The sequence below is a fragment of the Snodgrassella sp. W8158 genome (genome assembly GCF_016100435.1).
Lineage (GTDB): Bacteria > Pseudomonadota > Gammaproteobacteria > Burkholderiales > Neisseriaceae > Snodgrassella > Snodgrassella alvi.
On the sequence record NZ_JACFSM010000007.1, the window covers coordinates 24,880 to 46,337 of the forward strand.

Consider the following 21,458-nt stretch of genomic DNA (forward strand, 5'->3'; position numbering starts at 1 on the left):
GCTTAGTTAGGATTGCGAACCTATGTTACAAATTCAAATTGACGGTAAACAACTTTCTGTCGAGCAGGGCAGTACGGTGATAGAAGCCGCCCATAAGGCCGGTACATTCATTCCGCACTTTTGCTATCACAAAAAATTGTCCATCGCCGCCAACTGTCGTATGTGTCTGGTTGAGGTAGAAAAATCGCGCAAGCCATTACCTGCCTGTGCTACGCCGGTCACCGATGGTATGGTTGTTAAAACCAATTCGCCCATGACTAAAGATGCCCAGAAAGGGGTAATGGAATTCCTGCTGATTAACCATCCGCTGGACTGTCCTATTTGTGATCAGGGTGGTGAATGCCTGTTGCAGGACTTGTCAATGGGCTATGGTAAAGGTGCCAGCCGTTATACTGAGGCCAAGCATGCTGTGGCCGGTAAAGAAATGGGGCCACTGGTTTCTGCTGCTGAAATGAGCCGCTGTATTCACTGTACCCGCTGTATCCGCTTTACTGAAGAAATTGCCGGTAAGCAGGAGCTGGCCATGATGAATCGTGGTGAATGCTCTGAAATTACACCGTTTAACGGTAAAACACTGGAAACCGAGCTGTCTGGCAACGTGATTGATTTGTGTCCGGTGGGCGCACTAACCAGCAAACCATTTCGTTATGACAGCCGTTCATGGGAATTAAGCCGGCGTAAATCTGTGTCTGCTCACGATGCACTGGGCAGTAATCTGATTGTGCAAACTAAAGACCATACCGTGCGCCGGGTACTGCCACTGGAAAACGAAGCCATCAATGAGTGCTGGCTCAGTGACCGTGACCGTTTTGCCTATGCAGGTTTGTATCAGCAGCGTTTAACTCAGCCGCAAATTAAACAGGACAACCAGTGGCATACGGTTGACTGGCAAACTGCACTGGATTATGTGGCTAAAGGTTTGCATGGTGTCAGCCATGATTTCGGTACCGATGCAATTGGTATGTGGGTCAATCCGGCCAATACTGTTGAAGAAATGTACCTGACCCGTAAACTGGCTAATGCGCTGGGCGTGAATGCTGTTGACAGTCGCCTGCGTCAGCTTGATGAGCGTTTTGGTGCAGCTGCTGAAGGCGCTCAGTGGCTGGGACAGAGTATTGAACAGCTGGCAGAGAATGAGGTGATTTTGCTGGTAGGCGCACGCTTACGGCAGGAACAGCCCTTATTAACAGCCCGTATCCGTCAGGCGGCTAAAAACGGAACTAAAGTAGCAGTGGTGGCTGCTGCTGATGAAGAACTGTTCATGCCGTTACTGGCACAGCTTAGCCTGCATCCTTATCAATGGATTGACTGGCTTAGTGATGCGCTTAACAGCGAAGTAGGTCAGGCCTTATTAAAAGCTGAAAAAGCCAGCATTATTCTGGGTGCGGATGTTTTGAACCATCCGGATGCAGCAGCAATTTATGCAGCCGCACAGGATCTGGCTGAAGCTACCGACAGTATACTGGGCGTCTTGCCGCAGGCGGCCAATAGTATTGGTGCTGAAATCGTAGGCGTGGCGGCCAGTAAAGCAGAAAATACCATTGCTGCACAAATTAAGCAGCCTAAACAGGCAGTAATGCTGCTCAATGTTGAACCGGATATGGATGTAGCCAACGGAGCTGCGTCCATCTCAGCCCTGAAACAGGCTCAGACAGTAATGGCATTCACTGCTTACGATAGTGAAGTATTGCGTGAAGTTGCAGACGTATTATTGCCAATTACGCCATTTACAGAAACCTCAGGCAGTTTTATCAGCATGGAAGGGCGATTACAGTCTTTTCATGGTGTTGTACAAGCTTACAGAGAAGCCAGACCTTTATGGAAGGTATTACGCGTACTGGGTAATATACTGGAATTGCCGGGCTTTGAATATGAAAATACCCAGCAGATTCTGGCTGATGCAGTTACCAAAGATCAGATACCGGCTTTGCTGAACAATCGTATACAACCGGTTGCTACCAGTGATCCCGATATCAGTCTGGTACGTGTTGGCGGCGTTAGTCTGTATGCAACTGATGCGATTGTGCGCCGTTCCGAACCCTTACAGAGTACAGTTCATGCCGCAGTACCGGTTGCACGTACCAACAGTGTGACACTGGCCCGGTTTGGTTTGAGTAATGGAGATACCGCACAGGCTAAACAAGGCAATAGTACCGTATCGATTACCATCACTACGGATGATACCTTGCCGGAAAATGTACTGTTTTTGCCATTACATCAGAGTAACTGGCACTTAGGCGCTTTATTGACCACTGTTGAATTGAGTAAAGGATAATCATGCAAGCGTGGTTTCAACAATTACTGGGCAACGACTTCGGTTTACTGGTGTCTGTCATCGTCAAGATTGTCATCATCATGCTGCCGCTGATTATTACCGTAGCCTATCTGACTTATTTCGAACGTAAAGTTATCGGTTATATGCAGCTGCGGGTTGGGCCGAACGTTACCGGACCGTATGGCTTAATCCAGCCGTTTGCCGATGTATTAAAACTGCTGTTCAAGGAAGTTACCCGCCCGTCGCAGGCTAATAAGGCACTGTTCTATATCGGACCGATGATGTCACTGATGCCGGCTTTTGCTGCCTGGGCAGTTATCCCGTTCAGTGAAACATGGTTTCTTACCCGAATTAATGCCGGTTTACTTTATATTCTGATGATTACTTCACTGTCTGTGTATGGTGTCATCATTGCCGGCTGGGCTTCCAATTCTAAATATGCTTTTCTCGGTGCCATGCGAGCTTCTGCGCAAACTATTTCCTATGAGATTGCCATGGGATTTGCGCTGATTGGTGTGATTATGGTTTCCGGAAGTATGGATTTTCATGACATTGTTATGTCTCAGGCAAAAGGTCATGCCGGTGGTTCCATTTTCTCATGGAACTGGCTGCCTTTATTTCCGCTATTTGTGGTGTATCTGATTTCCGCTGTGGCCGAAACCAACCGTGCGCCATTTGACGTAGCCGAAGGTGAATCGGAAATTGTTGCCGGTTTCCATGTAGAGTATTCCGGTTTTGCTTTCGCATTATTCTTTCTGGCCGAATACATTTTCATGATTCTGGTGGCTGCTCTGACGGCTCTGCTGTTCTTTGGCGGCTGGTTATCTCCCTTTCCGCAAAGCTGGGGTTTCATTGGTACCCCGAGTGTATTGTGGATGTTTCTGAAAATGGCACTGGTGTTGTACTTTTATCTGTGGATACGTGCAACATTCCCGCGTTACCGTTATGACCAGATTATGCGTCTGGGCTGGAAAGTACTGATTCCGGTAACCATTGTGGCAGTAATTGTACTGGGTTTGTGGATGATTTCACCCCTGAATTTATGGCATTAAGCAGGGAAAGGCTCTGATATGGCAAATATAATTAAAACCTTTCTGATGACCGAGTTGCTTTCGGGTATGAAAGTAACTCTGAAAAATTTCTTTGCGCGCAAGGAAACCATATATTTTCCTGAAGAAAAAACTCCGCAATCAGTTCGCTTTCGTGGTTTGCATGCACAACGGCGCTATCCCAATGGTGAAGAACGCTGTATTGCCTGCAAACTGTGTGAAGCTGTCTGTCCGGCCATGGCAATCAATATAGAATCTGAAAAACGTGAGGATGGTACACGTAGAACCACACGCTACGATATTGATCTGACTAAATGTATTTTCTGTGGTTTCTGTGAGGAGGCTTGCCCGGTTGATGCTATTGTTGAAACCCGGATTTTCGAATATCACGGTGAAAAACGCGGTGATTTATATTTCACTAAACCCATGTTGCTGGCTATTGGCGATCGCTATGAAGAAGATATCGCTAAATGCAAAGCCGCAGATGCACCATATCGTTAAGAGGTGGTCATGAATTTACCATTAATTCTGTTTTATGTATTTGCCGCCGTGATTTTGTTTGGCGCGATAAATACAGTTATTGCCAAAAATCCGGTACATGCGGTTTTGTTTCTGGTTCTGACATTCTGTGCCAGTGCCATGATGTGGATTCTGATGCAGGCTGAATTTCTCGGCATTGTACTGGTAGTGGTGTATGTGGGTGCGGTAATGGTGCTGTTCCTGTTTGTCATCATGATGCTCAATATTGATGTTGAGCAGATGCGCGCCGGCTTCTGGCGGCATGCACCTGTTGCAGCACTGGTGGGTATCCTGACTGCTGCCTTACTGATTGTTATTCTGGTAAATCCGCAACTGAATCTGGCGAGTCTGGGTAAGGATTCTCCGCTGCCTGCAGACTACAGCAATGTGCATGATCTGGGGATGCAGATTTACACTACCTATCTGTTACCGTTTGAACTGGCGGCTGTATTGCTGGTGCTGGGGATGGTGGCCGCAATAGCTCTGGTTCACCGGCAGACATACAATCCTCGTCGTACCAATCCGGCCGAACAGGTTAAAGTACAGGCAAAAGATCGTTTCCGTATGGTGAAAATGCAGCCTGAAATCACTGCACCGGTAACTGAAGAAGCAAGTAAAGAAGCAACTGAAGGGGAGCAGAAAGCATGATTACCTTAACCCATTATCTGGTGCTCAGCGCAATACTGTTTGCTATTTCTGCCATGGGTATATTTATGAACCGCAAAAACGTGCTCGTATTACTGATGTCAATCGAGTTAATGCTGTTAGCGGTAAATTTTAACTTTGTGGCTTTTTCCCGTTATCTCGGCGACACCGCCGGACAGATTTTCGTCTTTTTTATTCTGACAGTTGCTGCGGCCGAATCTGCTATTGGTCTGGCAATTATGGTTCTGATTTTCCGTAACCGTCAGAGCATTAATGTACAGGATCTGGATAGTCTCAAAGGCTAACAGGTGAGAGGAACGAGAGAAAAATTATGAGTGTTTATCTGATTATTGCTTTGGCTCCGCTCATCGGTTCATTACTGGCCGGTTTATGCGGTAAGCTGATCGGCCGTAAAGGTGCGCATAGCGTTACCATAGCAGGCGTAGCCGTTTCGGCAGTACTGTCTGCCTGGGTACTCTATGGTTTTATGACCGGAACCCGTCAGCCCTTTGATGAAAATGTGTATACATGGCTGACCATGGGCGGTCTGGACTTCTCAGTAGGGTTTCTGATTGATACCCTCACTGCCACTATGTTGGTGATTGTGACCAGTGTATCGCTGATGGTGCATATCTATACTATCGGTTATATGAGTGATGATGACGGCTATCAGCGCTTTTTCAGCTATATCTCACTGTTTACTTTCTCCATGCTGATGCTGGTAATGAGTAATAACTTCATTCAGTTGTTCTTCGGCTGGGAAGCTGTAGGGCTGGTGTCTTACCTGCTGATTGGCTTTTACTTTAAACGTGACAGTGCTATTTTTGCCAATCTGAAAGCATTTCTGGTTAATCGTGTCGGCGACTTCGGTTTTGTACTGGGTATTGGTCTGGTACTGGCTTATTTCGGCGGCAGCCTTCGCTATGCTGATGTTTTTCAGCATATTGATCAGGTTAAAAATGCCACTATCGAACTGATTCCCGGTCATCCGTGGTCTTTGATTACCGTTACCTGCATTTTGCTGTTTGTGGGCGCAATGGGTAAATCGGCACAGTTTCCGTTGCATGTCTGGTTACCGGATTCAATGGAAGGTCCGACACCGATTTCAGCTCTGATTCATGCGGCAACCATGGTAACAGCCGGTATTTTCATGGTGTCTCGTATGTCACCCCTGTATGAGTTGTCTGATACTGCTCTGGGTGTGATTATGGTATCCGGTACCATTACTGCGCTGTTTATGGGCTTTCTGGGTATGATTCAGAATGACATCAAACGGGTGATTGCTTATTCAACCTTGTCACAGTTAGGTTATATGACGGTAGCCTTAGGTGCCTCTGCCTATAATATTGCTGTTTTCCATGTCATGACCCATGCTTTCTTCAAAGCACTGTTATTTCTGGCCGCCGGTAGTGTGATTATGGGTATGCACCATGATCAGGATATGCGTCATATGGGCGGATTGCGTAAATACATGCCGGTAACATGGATTTGTATGCTAATTGGTTCATTATCGCTGATTGGCACACCATTTTTCTCCGGTTTCTATTCCAAGGATTCAATTATTGAGGCAGTAAAAGCGTCAACGCTGCCATTCAGTAGTGTGGCCTATGTAGCGCTGGTAGCTAGTGTGTTTGTCACCGCATTCTACTCATTCCGATTGTATTTCCTGGTATTTCATGGTGAAGAAAAGTGGCGCAAAGCCGAACATAGCGAACATCATCATGCAGAAGAACATCATGGACTGAAACCACAGGATAATCCGCATGAGAGCCCGCTGGTGGTAACCATTCCGCTGATTTTGCTGGCCATCCCTTCAGTATTTGTAGGTATGTGGGCAATGAAGCCCATGCTGTTCAGTGATTTTTATCAGCATGTGATTTTTATTAACAGTGCTGCACATCCTGCACTGGCATCCGTAGAGGAAGAGTACCACGGCATATTTGCTATGGCTCTGCACAGTCTGACAACTCCTGTGTTATGGCTGGTGATTGCCGGTGTTGTACTGGCGTGGTTCTTCTATATGAAAAAACCACAGATTCCGGCCAGAATTGCCGCATCTATACGTCCGGTTTATACCCTGCTGGATAATAAATACTATCTGGATACTATTTACTATAACGTGTTTGCCAAAGGCAGCCGTCTGCTGGGAACGTTGTTCTGGAAAGTTGGCGACGTTTTCATTATTGATAAATTAATTGTTAATGGTGCTGCACGCGTTGTCGCTGCTGTAGCAGCGCTGATACGGCGTATTCAGACCGGATACATCTATACCTATGCTACAGCAATGGTTGTGGGTGTGTTTGTACTGGTGGCATGGACTTTCTGGCCGTTGCTTAAAACAATGTTTGGCGGTTAATTGCGGGCATTCAACTTGGTATCTTTAGGCTATAAATATGTACGATAACTTACTCAGTTTGGCGATTTGGCTGCCTGTAGTGGCTGGCGTCGCAGTGCTGGCTACCGGCTCAGACAAGCACGCAGGTATAGCCAGAGTGCTGGCCTTAATCGGGGCGCTGGTTTCTTTTCTCATAACCTTACCGCTGTTTTTTAAATTCGACCGTTTAAATGGCGGATTTCAGTTTAAAGAATTTCATGTCTGGATTGAGAGTCTCAACATCAACTATGCATTAGGTGTGGATGGATTGTCAGTTCTGTTTGTGATTCTAAATAGTTTTACTACTTTACTGGTTGTTCTGGCCGGCTGGCAGGTAATCCAGAAACGGCCTGCGCAGTATATGGCCGCTTTCCTGATTATGTCAGGACTGATTAATGGCGCATTTGCAGCAATGGATGCCATCGTATTCTATGTATTCTTCGAAGGCATGCTGATTCCGATGTATCTGATTATCGGTATCTGGGGTGGTCCGAGACGGGTATATGCATCAATCAAATTCTTTCTGTATACCTTAATGGGTTCATTACTGATGCTGGTTGGTTTTGTCTATCTGTCTAATCAGACCGGCAGTTTTTCTATTGAAGCATGGCACAATATCAAGCACCTTGCGATGACGGCGCAAATTCTGCTGTTTATCGCTTTCTTCCTGTCTTTTGCGGTTAAAGTGCCGATGTGGCCGGTGCATACATGGTTGCCGGATGCTCACGTAGAAGCGCCGACCGGTGGTTCAATGGTACTTGCGGCAATTACTCTGAAAATAGGTGGTTACGGATTCCTGCGCTTTATTCTGCCTATTTTGCCGGATGCAGCACGTTATATTGCGCCGGTAATCATCGTGCTCAGTCTGGTGGCAGTAATTTACATCGGTATGGTGGCACTGGTACAAACTGATATGAAAAAACTGGTGGCGTACTCTTCCATCAGCCATATGGGATTTGTCACTTTAGGCTTTTTCCTGTTTACCGGCGGCTACCTGAATGACTGGGCCTTTAAAGGTGCCATTATGCAGATGATTTCGCACGGTTTTGTTTCAGCCGCTATGTTTATGAGTATCGGTGTGATGTATGACCGGATGCACACCCGCGATATTTCAGCTTACGGCGGTGTCGTAAACAGTATGCCGGTATTTGCTTCTTTCATGCTGTTCTTTGCTATGGCTAATGCCGGTTTGCCCGGTACATCAGGATTTGTAGGCGAATTTATGGTCATTGTCGGTGCAGTAAAAACCAATTTCTGGGTTGGTGCACTGGCGGCGTTAACCTTGATTTATGGTGCAGCATATACCTTGTGGATGTTTAAACGGGTTGTTTTTGGTGCCATCAAAAATCCGGAAGTTGCGCAATTAAAAGATGTAAACAAACGCGAACTGCTAATTCTGGTGATTCTGGCTGTAGCGGTACTGGGATTTGGTTTGTATCCGGAACCGTTTATCGCTGTCGTGCATCAGGCAGCAAATGATTTGATAGTCCAAGCGGCACAAAGCAAACTGTAAGGAAATGTGAATGAACTGGACAGATTTAACAATATTTCCCGCTGCACCGGATATGGTGCTGACTGTAGTACTGTTTACAGTATTGCTGGTGGACTTATGGCTTAATGACCGGCAACGCTGGATAACCTGTACCCTGTCAGTTATCGGTCTGATACTGACCGCCGCGGTACAGTGTCTGGTATGGAAAGAACAGCCGCAATATGCCTTTCATGATATGTTTGTACTGGACGGCATGGCTCAACTGGCCAAGTTATGCATGTATGTACTGGTTATTGCCTTGTTTATTTACAGCCAGACTTATCTGCGTGCTAAACATATTTATCAGGGTGAATTCTATACGCTAACCCTGTTTGCGCTGCTGGGCATGAATATTATGGTTTCAGCCAGCCACTTCCTGACTTTATATGTCGGGCTGGAGCTGCTTTCGCTGGCGCTTTATGCTTTAATTGCCTTGCAGCGCGATAGTGGCCGTGCTGCTGAAGCTGCATTGAAATATTTTGTGCTTGGTGCACTGGCCTCAGGTTTACTGTTATACGGTATTTCCCTGATATACGGTGCAACAGGTACATTACAGCTGCAGCAGGTGCTTGCTGCCAGCCAGGAAACAACCAATCCGTGGTTATTGAAACTCGGGCTGGTATTTATTGTTGCCGGTATTGTATTTAAACTGGGTGGTGTACCATTTCATATGTGGGTGCCGGATGTGTATCAGGGTGCGCCGACTGCAGTCGCTGCACTGGTGGGTACAGCACCGAAAATTGCGGCTACAGTCTTCGCTTTCCGTATCCTGGTTTACGGTCTGCTGACTCAGTGGGAAAGCTGGCGTGAATTACTGTTGCTGCTGGGTATTGCCTCACTGTTTGTGGGTAATCTGGCTGCTATCATGCAAACCAACATTAAACGTATGCTTGGTTTTTCAACAGTAGCCCATATGGGTTTCATTATGCTGGCTCTTCTGTCCGGTCAGTCTGGCTGTGCTGCAGCTATGTATTATGCAATAACCTATGCTTTAATGGCCTCTGTAGCGTTTGCTATTCTGGTTCTGCTCTCCGGCAAGGATGTTGAATGCCAGAATATCAGTGATCTTGCCGGTCTGAATCAGAAAAATGCATGGTATGCATTTTTAATGCTGCTGGCGATGTTTTCAATGGCCGGTATTCCGCCATTGATGGGCTTTTATGCCAAGCTGGCCGTTATTAAAGCGTTATTGGCCAGCGGCTATCTGTGGGTTTCTGTGTATGCAGTAATAATGTCGTTGATTGGTGCTTTCTATTATCTGCGTGTGGTTAAAACCATCTATTTCGATAATCCGGATTCTGTTGCCGAACCAGTATTCAATATGACTTTTCTCGGTAAAATCGTTTTATCTGTTAACGGTTTATTATTGCTGTTATGGGGTATTTTGCCTGATGGTGTAATGAACTGGTGTGTACAGGCATTACTGCATAGTTAATCTGAATTTAGTCCTTCAACAGCAGCCACTACGGCTGCTGTTTTTATAACAGCCGTACACACTTATCAAAACAAATGCGCACAGGTAAAATAACTATTCAACCGTTGACATAACAACTGCATAATAAGCATGAATAACTCAGAATTTGATATCCGCCAGACTGAATGTGTGGTAGTAAAAGTAGGTTCCAGTCTGGTGACCAATGGCGGACATGGGGTAGATCAGAATATCCTGAATAACTGGGCACAGCAGATTGCGCAATTACGTGCGAATGGTATTCAGGTAGTACTGGTATCCAGTGGTGCTATTGCAGAAGGTATGAAACGGCTGGGCTGGCAGGTACGTCCGAAAGCAATTAATGAATTACAGGCTGCCGCCGCAGTGGGGCAAATGGGACTGGCTCAGGCATATGAGATTGCGTTTGAATCACTGCGTATCCGGACAGCACAGATTCTGCTGACACATGATGACTTGAGTCACCGTACCCGCTATTTAAATGCCCGTAGTACTATCCGCACTCTGCTGGAGCAGGGAGTAGTACCGATTATTAATGAAAATGATACAGTTACCATTGATGAAATCAAACTTGGCGATAATGATACCCTTGGTGCTCTGGTAACTAACCTGATTGAAGCTGATGTACTGATTATTCTGACAGATCAGAATGGTCTGTATGACAGAGATCCGCGTAAGCATACTGAAGCCAGACTGATTCATAAAATTGCTGCCAATCATCCAGACCTGGAAAGTATGGCCGGCGGAGCAGGCAGCAGCGTGGGCACCGGAGGTATGTATACCAAAGTACTGGCTGCAAGACGGGCTGCTTTAAGCGGTGCTGCAACCTGTATCGCCAACGGGTATGCTGAAAATGTATTAGTCCGGTTACTGGAAGGCGCACAAACGGGTACTTTATTTACCCCGGCCGGTAGCCGGTTGAGCGCACGCCAGCAATGGTTACTTGGGCAGGTACAACTGGCTGGTAAGCTAACCGTTGATGAGGGTGCAGAACAGGCACTGAAAACACAGCACTCCAGTCTGCTGGCTATCGGTTGTGTTGCTGTCAGTGGTCATTTTGATCGTGGCGCATTAGTGGCAGTATGTAATCAGGCCGGTAAAGAAATTGCCCGCGGACTGGTTAATTATAATGATCATGAAATTGGGCGTTTATTGCGGCAGCCGTCTCAGGCTATAGAAGAATTATTGGGCTATGTGGCAGAACAGGAACTGATCCATCGGGATAATATGGTATTACGTCGTGACTGAAGCAGATATTGAAAAATTCTGCCAAATCCAATAAAGAAGATAATATTTACCAGCAGGCTGTAAGCTTAAATAGCCACCAATCTAAGATATAGTATAGGGCAATTTGTTTTTAATAAAACAGATTAAAGTGGCCTGATAAATACATATACCATCATTAAATTTGTCTGTGTTATCAGAAAGTGCCGTTTTCAGTATCAGGTAAATTTATGGATATCTGAGCATAATCTGCCATGTAGACAGATTGCCAATATATCGGTAGAAAAAATATCTACTCAGGCTGTGGATGCTGCGTTTATCGCTGTTGTGCAGTTATATATTGACTGATCCAAAGAGACAAATGTCTCTTGTTTTTAAATCAATAATTTTCATGTAACCACCTGTAGATGTTGTTTTTTCATTAAAAAAATCAGGTTTATGTATTATCATCATTTTACCCACAAGCTCAGTTTCCGAATATAAATATCCATCATTAGTAATTTTCTTATAGTTATGAATCATATTTCTGCATGAACACTCTTCTTTCGATTTTTCAGAAGGTGAGTCACAAATATTGAGTCTCCAATGAAACTTCACTAATATGTTTTGATAACTTGAATCATATAAATAATGTTTAGCAAGTTTCGAGGTACATTTCAAAGGAAGAAATAAAATAAAAGCCATAAGCAGGATATAAAATAACTTTTTTATAATATACTTTTTTCTGTTAAATTTTTGTTTATTCATCTAGATTGGTAAATTATTGTCAAATAGATAATATATCATTAATAAAAAATTATTAGTCATAACTACCATCAAAATTAATGTAGTGTTGCGCCTGATCAACTAAACCGGTGCTGATTTTATTAGAGCTATAAATAAATTATTTAGAATAAATTCATGTTAAGCAGTAAATTTCTTCTTTCTACATTAAAAGAAAGCCGACGGAAGCTCGAATTATGCATTAATATTAAATCCGGAATAATGCATAATATTGAATTGTTTTAAGTAATATAAAATGAAAAAGATGGTGTTTCTGCATATATAGAAGAATTATTGGGCTATATGGCAGAACAGGAACTGATCTATCGGGATAATATGGTATTACGCTGTGGCCGAAGCGGATATTGAAAAATTCTGCCAAATCCGATAAAGAGATAATATTTACCAGCAGGCTGTAAGCTTAAACAGCAACCAATTTAAGATTTGTTTTTAATAAGGCAGATTAAAGTAGTCTGATAAATACATATACCGTCATTAAATTTGTCTGTGTTATCAGAAAGTGCCATTTTCAGTATCAGATAAATTTATAGATATTTGAGCATAATCTGCCATGTAGACAGATTGCCATTATATCGGTAGAAAATATCTTCTCAGGCTATGGTTGCTGCGTTTATCGCTATACCTATCGGCTACTTAATAATAGTAACAAATGTCCCTTGTTTTTAAATCAATAATTGCTAAATTTCCACCTCCTGTACCGAGTCGCCACGATTCTTCATTGAAGAAGCTAGGTTTATTTATTAGCACAATTTTACCCACTAGCTCAGATTCGAAATATAAATATCCATCATTAGTAACTTTATCAAACCGATTATGCTCAGTATTGATGTTTTTAAAAATTATTTTCTTGCATGAACACTTAGAATCCGGTTTTTCAGATGGTTCCCATTTTTTTCCAGATTGTAAAATACACCTATCGAATTCCCAGTCGAATTTCATTAATATGTTCTGATAATTTAAATCATATAAATAATGTTTAGCAAGTTTCGAGGTACATGTCAAAGGAAGGAATAAAATAAAAGCCATAAGCAGGATATAAAGTAACTTATTTATAATATACTTTTTTCTGTTAGATTTCTGCTTATTCATATATATTGGTAAATTATTGTCAAATAGATAATATATCATTAACAAAAATGAGTTTGCCACAATTGCCATTAAAATTAATGAAATGTTGCGCCTGATCAACTGAACCGGTGCTGATTTAATTAGAGCTATAAATAAATTATTTAGAATAAATTCATGCTAAGCAGTAAATATCTTCTTTAAAAGAAAACCGTCGGATGCTGAAATTATGAATTAATATTAGATCCGGAATAATGCATAGTATTGAATTGTTTTATGTAATATAAATTGAAAAAGGTGATAATAATGCATATTGGTTATTCTGCATATACCAGAATAACCAATATGATTTGTATTGTTTTTTTACAAAGAGAAATGATTCATTTTGGAAATAATTACCGGCTTCTTTATTTATTAAGCCTTACCAGTTAATCTTTAATCCGACAGAACCATTTACCGGCGCTTTGGTATGTGCATCACCACCATTAGACCATGTATGGCCGATTTCACCATAAGCTTTTACTTTGTTTGTAATATCGTAAGTACCGCCAATTGCCAGCTCAGTGCTGGCATGAGAGGCACCGGCATTTAATCTGGTTGTGGCTACATTAGTAATGTAACTGGTATGGTCGGCACCATCAGGTGAGTAAAAGAAATTTACCCGGGCATAGGGTCGCAGACTTCCTTTATTCAGTTGATAGCTGCCTTCGAGTCTTCCGCCAAGGCGGAAGAGCCAGGCATTATTGTGTCCGTGACTGACTGTAGTACGTCCGCTGATATCAGAATCATTTAAATCCAGCCACTGATGAATAATCTGAGCCTGCGGTTCAAGCTTCCAGTTGCTGCTGCCCAGAGTAAACGGCTGACCTATTTCTACTGAAGCCGTAACGCCATGACCTTTCTGTTTGCCGGTCGGATTGTTATCCGGTTTAATATCAACATGATGGCGGGCACCCTGTATTACAAAATCTGCATAAGCACCATTTTCACGGGTGTAATTACCATATGCGCCGATAAAGTAAGATTTGGTTGTGTTTTTACCTGCTCTGGTATCAATACCGCTGGTAAAGCCGTCGACATCGAGATTGCCGTGCAGATAGCCGACGTATCCGCCGGCACGCCAGCCGTTGCTGCTCCAGATATCACTGCCCAGTTGTAAACCGGCATAATTACCGGTAGTACGGGCATTGGCCGGCCCGTTTTGCTGAATATCAGTACGGCTGGCAATCACTCTGCCCCAGCTCATACGTTCATCAGGCAGAGGAGTGGAACCGATACGCTGATGCATATTAGCGAGCATAAGGCTGTCGGCCTGTCGTAACTGAGAGGCAACTGCGGCAAATAATGGTACTTCTTTACGGTATAGTGGTCTGGATCTGGTTGTAATTTCTTCAGGTATATCATATGACTTTAAAAGATTTGCGGCGCTGGAGAATGTTTGTTTATCTGAGCGCAGATACCAGCTGCTGTCATCATTATTTTTTACCAATTCATATGCATAAGCACCTGCATCAATATGGCCATTAAACAGACTAAAAATGGCATCATTACTCTTTCCTTTAACAGTAATGAGAGCAATTCCGTTGGTGCCGGTTGTATCTGCTCCCAGTCCATTAATGTCCGTTATTTTAATGGTACTTCTGCCAGTAGCATCTCCCGTAATCAACAATTTATCGGCGGTGTTTTCATGAGAATCAATATCCATTAGTAACTGACTACCCGGGCTACCGTTGTAGTTGCCATTGATTGTCAGGATATCTCCACTATAATTGTTATTAAAACTGATTGTGCCTGCATTATTTACGTCGGCAGTAATATTTATCTGACGGGATAAATCCACAGTACCTGTCTGCAGGGAAGTGCTTTTAGGTATTGCAAAATTTAGTATGCTCCCCGTATTAATATTTAATTGCCTGGTTTCTAGATCTCCGGTTAATGCTAAATTACCGAATAACGGTGAATTTCCTTGCTGACCAACATTAATAATAGTCCAGTTACGTAATGCAGTATTATTCATATCACTATTACTGGCAGAAGAACCAGTAAGCAGACTGTTGATATTGAGGGTGTCGATATCCTTCTGTCCATCAGGATTTAATCCGTCTGCATCTTTTTTTCCTCCGTCGAGTAGAGTTAAGGCAGACGTATCAGCCTGATTAATAGTGAAAGTATCGCTACCATTATTCAGTAGCACTTGTCCGGAAATTCTAGCGCCCTTATTGACTATAATATTGGCATTAGAATCATTATTCATAATTGCTATACCAGAATTTGCGGTAATTTCAGCTCCGTTTTCCAATGTAATATTAGTATTTATACCGCTTGCATCAGTATTTTTAATACCGGCGCCTACTCCTCCGCTTACTTTACCGGCAATATGTATATTAGTGTCACCACTTCCTTGATTATCAGTATAAATGCCATTATTTATCCCTGTAATATTACCGGCTAGCTGAGTAATATTGAGTTCATAAGCAGGTTTAGAATGACGAATTTCAATTCCATTATAGGTAGTATGTTGGGCATCTTCCACATTATCTATTTTAGTCGTAATAACATTTCCTGTAGTGGTCAGGAAAGTTGATCCGGTACCAGAATTTAAAATATCGATAGTGTTAAAAGATCCGATAGCATCATTAACATGAATAATTAAATCTTTTGCTTTGTTGCTGCTGATAGCACTAAGAGCAGTACCTTTTTCGTTATAAATATTATTTACATTAACAGTAGTTGAACCATCTATACCTTCATTTGCAACTTCAACACCACCCGTGACATTATTAGCTTGAAGCATTAAATCTTTGGCAATAACTCCATTTGCTACTACTAGACCGCTATCGGCAGTAATGTCTTTGGCAATTACGGTGGTTGAACCCGCACCGGCATTAACCGCAAAAATTCCCCCAAGAGTATTACTATTGATATTACCAGCAATAATTGTTAAATCTTTAGTTTTTCGACCATTTACTGCCCAGATACCAGTACCTCTTTCACCAGTTTTTATTGAACCGTTAACCACAATAGTAGTTGAACCGGTACCATAGTTATTTGCTGTAATACCGAAAGCTTGGGTAGCGAAATTAGATGCTTCAATATCGTGAGCATAAATATTTATATCTTTTGAACCAAGGTCGTTATAAACACGGATACCCGATCCCAAGTCACTTTTTACATTGCCTGTATTGACCGTGACTGAACCGGTACCGCCATTATTAATATCAATACCACCGGTAAGACCTGCAACATTACCATTGTAACTATATATATCTTGTGTATTTTTTCCACTTTTAACTACAAGTGCCTGACTGTTACTTGAATTAATATTTCCTGTTGTAATAGTGGTTGATCCAGTTCCTTGATTATTAACAAGAATGCTCTCTGAAACACTATTGATATTATTAGCATTAATCAATACGTTTTTACTCGAGACATCATTATTAACAGAGATCGCATTGTTTTGAGTATTAATATTACCATTAACATAAACAGAACTTGAGCCAATACCATGATTGGCTATGACAATACCTCCGACAGGACTTTTTAAATTATTAGTAGCAACAGTAATATCTTTTGCATTTTTGCCAACATCAATATAGACAGGCAGGTTATCTGAAGTGATATCACCTGTGTTAATTACAGTATAACCGCTACCCTTATTCGAAACAGATATGGCATCAACTGCACTGTTGATATTTTGAGTATTGATATTGATATCAGTAGCAGTTTCTTCGTTTTCCGCCAGAATAGCTGGAGAAATATCGGTTGTAGTTGTGGATGGGTCAATATTTATATCATTAGTAACATTGATATTTATTGAACTATTTCCATTATTGTAAATATGGATTCGATTGTTTGTATTCTGAATAGAATCACCAGTCAACGCCGTAGCGATTTTTGCGGGATTGTTTTGTGTACAGGTTATATTTGCTGTTGATAATACCGGACACCGCGCATGAGCGAGATTGATGACTGCCAACATACTGAAACAAGCAGTCAGTTTAATCAGTTTTTGTTTACCGCAACTGTGTACTAGTTCTGATGCAACTGTATAAGTCTGTAATCTTAAATTCCAGATTAGTTTATATATTTTGTTCATCCTGCTTATCTCCTACATTTTTAAATGAAATAAAAATTAGATTGGTTTATAAATAATGACAAAACAATAATATATAATAATTTTAATTAATTGAAACAAACATATATCCTGGAATTGAATGTAATTAATGATAAATAAATTTTTACTAATAATATTTACCAGTTAATCTTTAATCCGACAGAACCATTTACCGGCGCTTTGGTATGTGCATCACCACCATTAGACCATGTATGGCCGATTTCACCATAAGCTTTTACTTTGTTTGTAATATCGTAAGTACCACCAATTGCCAGCTCAGTGCTGGCACGAGAGGCACCGGCATTTAATCTGGTTGTGGCTACATTAGTAACGTAACTGGTATGGTCGGCACCATCAGGTGAGTAAAAGAAATTTACCCGGGCATAGGGTCGCAGACTTCCTTTATTCAGTTGATAGCTGCCTTCGAGTCTTCCGCCAAGACGGAAGAGCCAGGCATTATTGTGTCCGTGACTGACTGTAGTACGTCCGCTGATATCAGAATCATTTAAATCCAGCCACTGATGAATAATCTGAGCCTGCGGTTCAAGCTTCCAGTTGCTGCTGCCCAGAGTAAACGGCTGACCTATTTCTACTGAAGCCGTAACGCCATGACCTTTCTGTTTACCGGAAGGATTGTTATCCGGTTTAATATCAACATGATGGCGGGCACCCTGTATTACAAAATCTGCATAAGCACCATTTTCACGGGTGTAATTACCATATGCGCCGATAAAGTAAGATTTGGTTGTGTTTTTACCTGCTCTGGTATCAATACCGCTGGTAAAGCCGTCAACATCGAGATTGCCGTGCAGATAGCCGACGTATCCGCCGGCACGCCAGCCGTTGTTGCTCCAGATATCACTGCCCAGTTGTAAACCGGCATAATTACCGGTAGTACGGGCATTGGCCGGCCCGTTTTGCTGAATATCAGAACGGCTGGCAATCACTCTGCCCCAGCTCATACGTTCATCGGGCAGAGGAGTAGAACCGATACGCTGATGCATATTAGCGAGCATAAGGCTGTCGGCCTGTCGTAACTGAGAGGCAACTGCGGCAAATAATGGTACTTCTTTACGGTATAGTGGTCTGAGTTTTGATGGTTTAGTTGTCGTACCACTATCGCCAGAGCTGCCGTTACCGGCGTTATTGCCACCGGCGTTATTGCCACCGGAGTTGTTACCACCGGAGTTGTTACCACCGGAGTTGTTACCACCGGAATTGTCGCTACCAGAGTTGTTACCACCAGAGTTATTGCCACCGGAATTATTTCCGCCGGAGTTACCATCACCCGGATCTGTTTGCTTTTGAGAGCGTAAATACCAGTTATTCCCGTTTTGCTGCAAATCACCTTTAAACAAATGGTATTCATATGCACCTCTGTCTAAATGATCGCCTTCCAGTGCAAAAGCATCTCCGGTACTGTTACCATTAATATGTACCAATTCAATGCCATTGGTATTTCCGGTATCGCCGCCAAGACCATCAATGCTGGCAAATCTGATGGTGGTTTTACCTGTCACATTACCCTGAACAGTCAGTTTATCGGCAGTATTGTCAGCAATGCTGTCATTATCTTTTAAAGCAGAATTAAGTTTCAGATCCAGAGTCAGTTTACCGCCATTACCCTGATAATTTCCGATAATCGTTAAATTGTCTCCGGTGAAATTACTATTGAGATTAATATTGCCTGAGTTAAACACATCGCCATTAATCTGTGCCTGTCTTAGAGCGCCGATAAGATTGACTGTGGTACCATTCCCGATATTAAGCTGATTAGTATTCAAATCTCCGCTCAGGGTGAGGGTACTGTTTTGAGCAAGATTGATTTTTTCCCAGTTACGAATAGCAATATTTCCGGCAGTACCATTATTATTTCCGGTGGTTGAACCGGTTAATGACTGATTAATATTCAGTGTATCAGTCATTCCGTCATTACTGCTGGTATCGTCCCCACCATCGACTACAGTAATATTACTGATATTGGCTCCGCGATTGATGAAAAGAGTGTCACTACCGTTACCCAGCTCAATTCGTCCGATGACGTTTGAACCGCTATTCAGCGTAACCTTAGCATTACCATCACCATCACGAATAGCCAGACCAGAAGCTGCTGAAACTTTGGTACCGGTATTAAGGGTAATAGTTGTTTTACTGTTTGGTTTATCATCAACAAAAATACCTGCTTCCGTACCCCCAGTTATTGGATTGGTCAGGGTAAGTGTAGTATCACCTGAACCAGAATTGTGTACCTTAATGCCGCTGGCTCCTCCGCTAATTGCACCTCCCGATTGAGTGATGATGATACCTCCAGCCTGTTCCCCGTTTTCAGCCCAGATTCCGTATCCCCTTGTGGCTGTAATTGGCCCGTTAGAAGTAATTTCTGTGTCACCGAGAGCATGATTATTTGCAACGATACCATTAGTACCGGCATTGATAATAAGTGAATCGATGCGCAGCCCGTTAGCCTGATTTGTAATGGTTACGCTGATACCGGTATTTTTATCTGCTGTTACTGATGCCTGATTGACAATTCTGGTTTCGCCTGTTCCATTATTGGTTGCATATATACCGTTATCTGTACCGGATATAACGTTAGTATTTATAGTCAGACCCTTTGTATTATTGCCATTATTAACAAAGATACCATTACCAGATGAAGCAGTAACATTACCAGTTGATCTAATGTCAGTGGAACCATTTCCAGAGTTAATAGCGTAAATACCGTTACTTGTACCTTCAATATTGCCACTTGTAATAGTTAATTGCCCTCCGTGATTCTCGCTAAAAATTCCATCGCCATTGTCTCCATGCACATCTTTGAGAGTTTTAATGGTTGTATTACCAGTACCATTATTATATGCATAAATACCATTGGTATTTCCCTGAACGGCACCATTGGTGGTTACATTTAAATGGGTTGATGCATTCTCATTATTAACCCATATAGCATCGTTAGTGTGTGATTCAATACCTTCATTAACGATAAGTGTCGTTGACCCTTTACCATTGTTATGTGCATAAATACCATGTGCCTGACCAATAACAGCCTCAGTATTAATAGTTAAATCCTTTGATCCGGCATTATTGACAGCATAAATGGCATCATCAGTATCAGATATGATATCATCATTCGCTGTTATTTTTGTGGAACCGCTGCCTCTATTATCGATACTAATACCTTTGCGTTGTTTGCTATGGACGGCTGCTGTTGTGAGTGTGACATCTGTTCCTGCGCTGTTAATGTAAATACCTTTAGTATCAGGAGTTAACATATCTTGTGTGGTGTTAATTGTAATCGCACCATTCTGGCTGTTATTTGTTGCATCAATATCTGTTATATTTTTATTATTGGCGTTTACTGTTAAATCCCCGGCACCATTTTGATTGATAATTGTAAGCGACTGATTTAAGTCAGTGTCGGGTGTATTGATGGTCTGATTGGAAGGATCTCTGTTTTCAATGCGATTATCGCTGATGGTAGTGTCAGCATATGTACTGATAACAGGCGTGTTTTCTCGAAAAGTTGTGCAAACTTTGTTGTCTGGTGCTGAAAGCGGACATTGTGCATAAGCCAGTCCGGTAGTTGCCATGCTGACAGCTATAATGCTAACCAGCCTGAGCCGTGCAGTTTTACCCCCTTTCCGGGCTAATTCTGATGTAACGATATATGCCTGTACTTGCGCATTCCAGATAAGTTTGTAGATTTTATTCATATTGGCTAAGATAATCAGGTAAATGAGAATTATGTTTCAGTCAAACACCGTAGTTAGATATATACATTTTTAAATCAACTTATAAACATATAAATAAGATATATCTTTTTTTTATTCGACTATAAAAAATTGATGAAGTCAAAAAATTAACTATATGAAAATTAGAATTTAAATGTTAGTAATTGTAAAATATTATTATATTAATGATAGCTGAATGGCATTAATGCTGTTTGAAATTTAAACAGTATAGGGCAGGCTGCAAAAGCGTTAGCCAGACAATTTTATACCTTTAGAATATTTTTTTATGCCGGTATTATCATCCAAATGTATGCTTTGGTAAGAAAATTTTAGACCAAATAGCTATATTTTATGAAAATGGAATTAAATAAAAATAATAATCAGGTGATTTAATTTTTTTAACCTGTTGTAAATTAGTTTCAAAATTAACAAAAATATATTTAATAATTTTATAGAGACACCCGCAGAAAAATTATTTTCTTGTACATTATTTGGTAAGTGCGGATTGTTGATAGTTTATAAAAAATTAATTAAGGCACGTAATAATATGGAAAAGCTGTTTCAAAATGAAGTAATGGTCTGCTGAAGAGTTTTGTGAGAATAAATAAGATAAAAAATTTAAGTTTAATCAGGCATAAGTATTATCAGACATACAAAATTCTGTCTCATCTTACCAATTGATTTGCTAATAATAATAA

General features: G+C 41.9%; 11 protein-coding genes. 9 read left to right on the top strand and 2 right to left on the bottom strand.

From position 1 onward, the window contains the following. The first annotated feature begins 22 nt into the window (after window positions 1–22). The 9 genes from nuoG to proB all read left to right on the top strand — a co-directional run bounded on the left by nuoG (window position 23) and on the right by proB (window position 11,091). Entirely contained in the window at window positions 23–2,275 is a 2,253-nt protein-coding gene (gene nuoG, locus H3V11_RS10690) for an NADH-quinone oxidoreductase subunit NuoG (protein WP_198224922.1), read from the top strand. A 2-nt stretch (window positions 2,276–2,277) separates the two neighbouring features. Beyond that, on the top strand, window positions 2,278–3,327 hold the full coding sequence (nuoH, locus tag H3V11_RS10695) for an NADH-quinone oxidoreductase subunit NuoH (RefSeq protein ID WP_198224924.1): 1,050 nt from the start codon (window positions 2,278–2,280) through the stop codon (window positions 3,325–3,327). An 18-nt stretch (window positions 3,328–3,345) separates the two neighbouring features. Then, the gene (nuoI, locus tag H3V11_RS10700; RefSeq protein WP_025329730.1) at window positions 3,346–3,825 is read left to right on the top strand and encodes an NADH-quinone oxidoreductase subunit NuoI; all 480 of its coding nucleotides are present in this window, start codon (window positions 3,346–3,348) and stop codon (window positions 3,823–3,825) included. A gap of 9 nt (window positions 3,826–3,834) precedes the next feature. Further along, complete coding sequence (locus H3V11_RS10705) at window positions 3,835–4,491, top strand: NADH-quinone oxidoreductase subunit J (RefSeq protein ID WP_198224926.1); 657 nt, start codon at window positions 3,835–3,837, stop codon at window positions 4,489–4,491. Beyond that, entirely contained in the window at window positions 4,488–4,793 is a 306-nt protein-coding gene (nuoK, locus tag H3V11_RS10710) for an NADH-quinone oxidoreductase subunit NuoK (protein WP_025329732.1), read from the top strand. Before H3V11_RS10705 ends, nuoK begins: the two co-directional genes overlap by 4 nt. 26 nt (window positions 4,794–4,819) lie before the next feature. Continuing rightward, a complete protein-coding gene (gene nuoL / locus H3V11_RS10715; RefSeq protein WP_025329733.1) occupies window positions 4,820–6,844 on the top strand; it encodes an NADH-quinone oxidoreductase subunit L in 2,025 nt (674 codons plus the stop codon). 37 nt (window positions 6,845–6,881) lie between these two features. Next, complete coding sequence (locus H3V11_RS10720) at window positions 6,882–8,375, top strand: NADH-quinone oxidoreductase subunit M (RefSeq protein WP_084550434.1); 1,494 nt, start codon at window positions 6,882–6,884, stop codon at window positions 8,373–8,375. Between the two features lie 10 nt (window positions 8,376–8,385). Continuing rightward, complete coding sequence (gene nuoN, locus H3V11_RS10725) at window positions 8,386–9,828, top strand: NADH-quinone oxidoreductase subunit NuoN (RefSeq protein ID WP_078474497.1); 1,443 nt, start codon at window positions 8,386–8,388, stop codon at window positions 9,826–9,828. 129 nt (window positions 9,829–9,957) lie between these two features. After that, window positions 9,958–11,091, top strand: coding sequence for a glutamate 5-kinase (proB, locus tag H3V11_RS10730; RefSeq protein ID WP_078474495.1), 1,134 nt, complete (start codon window positions 9,958–9,960; stop codon window positions 11,089–11,091). Window positions 11,092–13,336: 2,245 nt separating this feature from the next. Here the strand turns inward: proB and H3V11_RS10735 are convergent. Both H3V11_RS10735 and H3V11_RS10740 read right to left on the bottom strand, forming a co-directional pair. Further along, window positions 13,337–17,011, bottom strand: a complete 3,675-nt coding sequence (locus H3V11_RS10735) for an autotransporter outer membrane beta-barrel domain-containing protein (RefSeq protein ID WP_198224976.1) — start codon at window positions 17,009–17,011, stop codon at window positions 13,337–13,339. 155 nt (window positions 17,012–17,166) lie between these two features. Continuing rightward, the gene (locus tag H3V11_RS10740) at window positions 17,167–20,742 is read right to left on the bottom strand and encodes an autotransporter outer membrane beta-barrel domain-containing protein (RefSeq protein ID WP_198224978.1); all 3,576 of its coding nucleotides are present in this window, start codon (window positions 20,740–20,742) and stop codon (window positions 17,167–17,169) included. Window positions 20,743–21,458 lie beyond the last annotated feature (716 nt).

Bases quoted from the DNA above. Each gene is read 5' to 3' on its own strand.
- nuoG (WP_198224922.1), top strand. From the start codon at position 23: ATGTTACAAATTCAAATTGACGGTAAACAACTTTCTGTCGAGCAGGGC.
- nuoH (WP_198224924.1), top strand. From the start codon at position 2,278: ATGCAAGCGTGGTTTCAACAATTACTGGGCAACGACTTCGGTTTACTG.
- nuoI (WP_025329730.1), top strand. From the start codon at position 3,346: ATGGCAAATATAATTAAAACCTTTCTGATGACCGAGTTGCTTTCGGGT.
- H3V11_RS10705 (WP_198224926.1), top strand. From the start codon at position 3,835: ATGAATTTACCATTAATTCTGTTTTATGTATTTGCCGCCGTGATTTTG.
- nuoK (WP_025329732.1), top strand. From the start codon at position 4,488: ATGATTACCTTAACCCATTATCTGGTGCTCAGCGCAATACTGTTTGCT.
- nuoL (WP_025329733.1), top strand. From the start codon at position 4,820: ATGAGTGTTTATCTGATTATTGCTTTGGCTCCGCTCATCGGTTCATTA.
- H3V11_RS10720 (WP_084550434.1), top strand. From the start codon at position 6,882: ATGTACGATAACTTACTCAGTTTGGCGATTTGGCTGCCTGTAGTGGCT.
- nuoN (WP_078474497.1), top strand. From the start codon at position 8,386: ATGAACTGGACAGATTTAACAATATTTCCCGCTGCACCGGATATGGTG.
- proB (WP_078474495.1), top strand. From the start codon at position 9,958: ATGAATAACTCAGAATTTGATATCCGCCAGACTGAATGTGTGGTAGTA.
- H3V11_RS10735 (WP_198224976.1), bottom strand. From the start codon at position 17,011: ATGAACAAAATATATAAACTAATCTGGAATTTAAGATTACAGACTTAT.
- H3V11_RS10740 (WP_198224978.1), bottom strand. From the start codon at position 20,742: ATGAATAAAATCTACAAACTTATCTGGAATGCGCAAGTACAGGCATAT.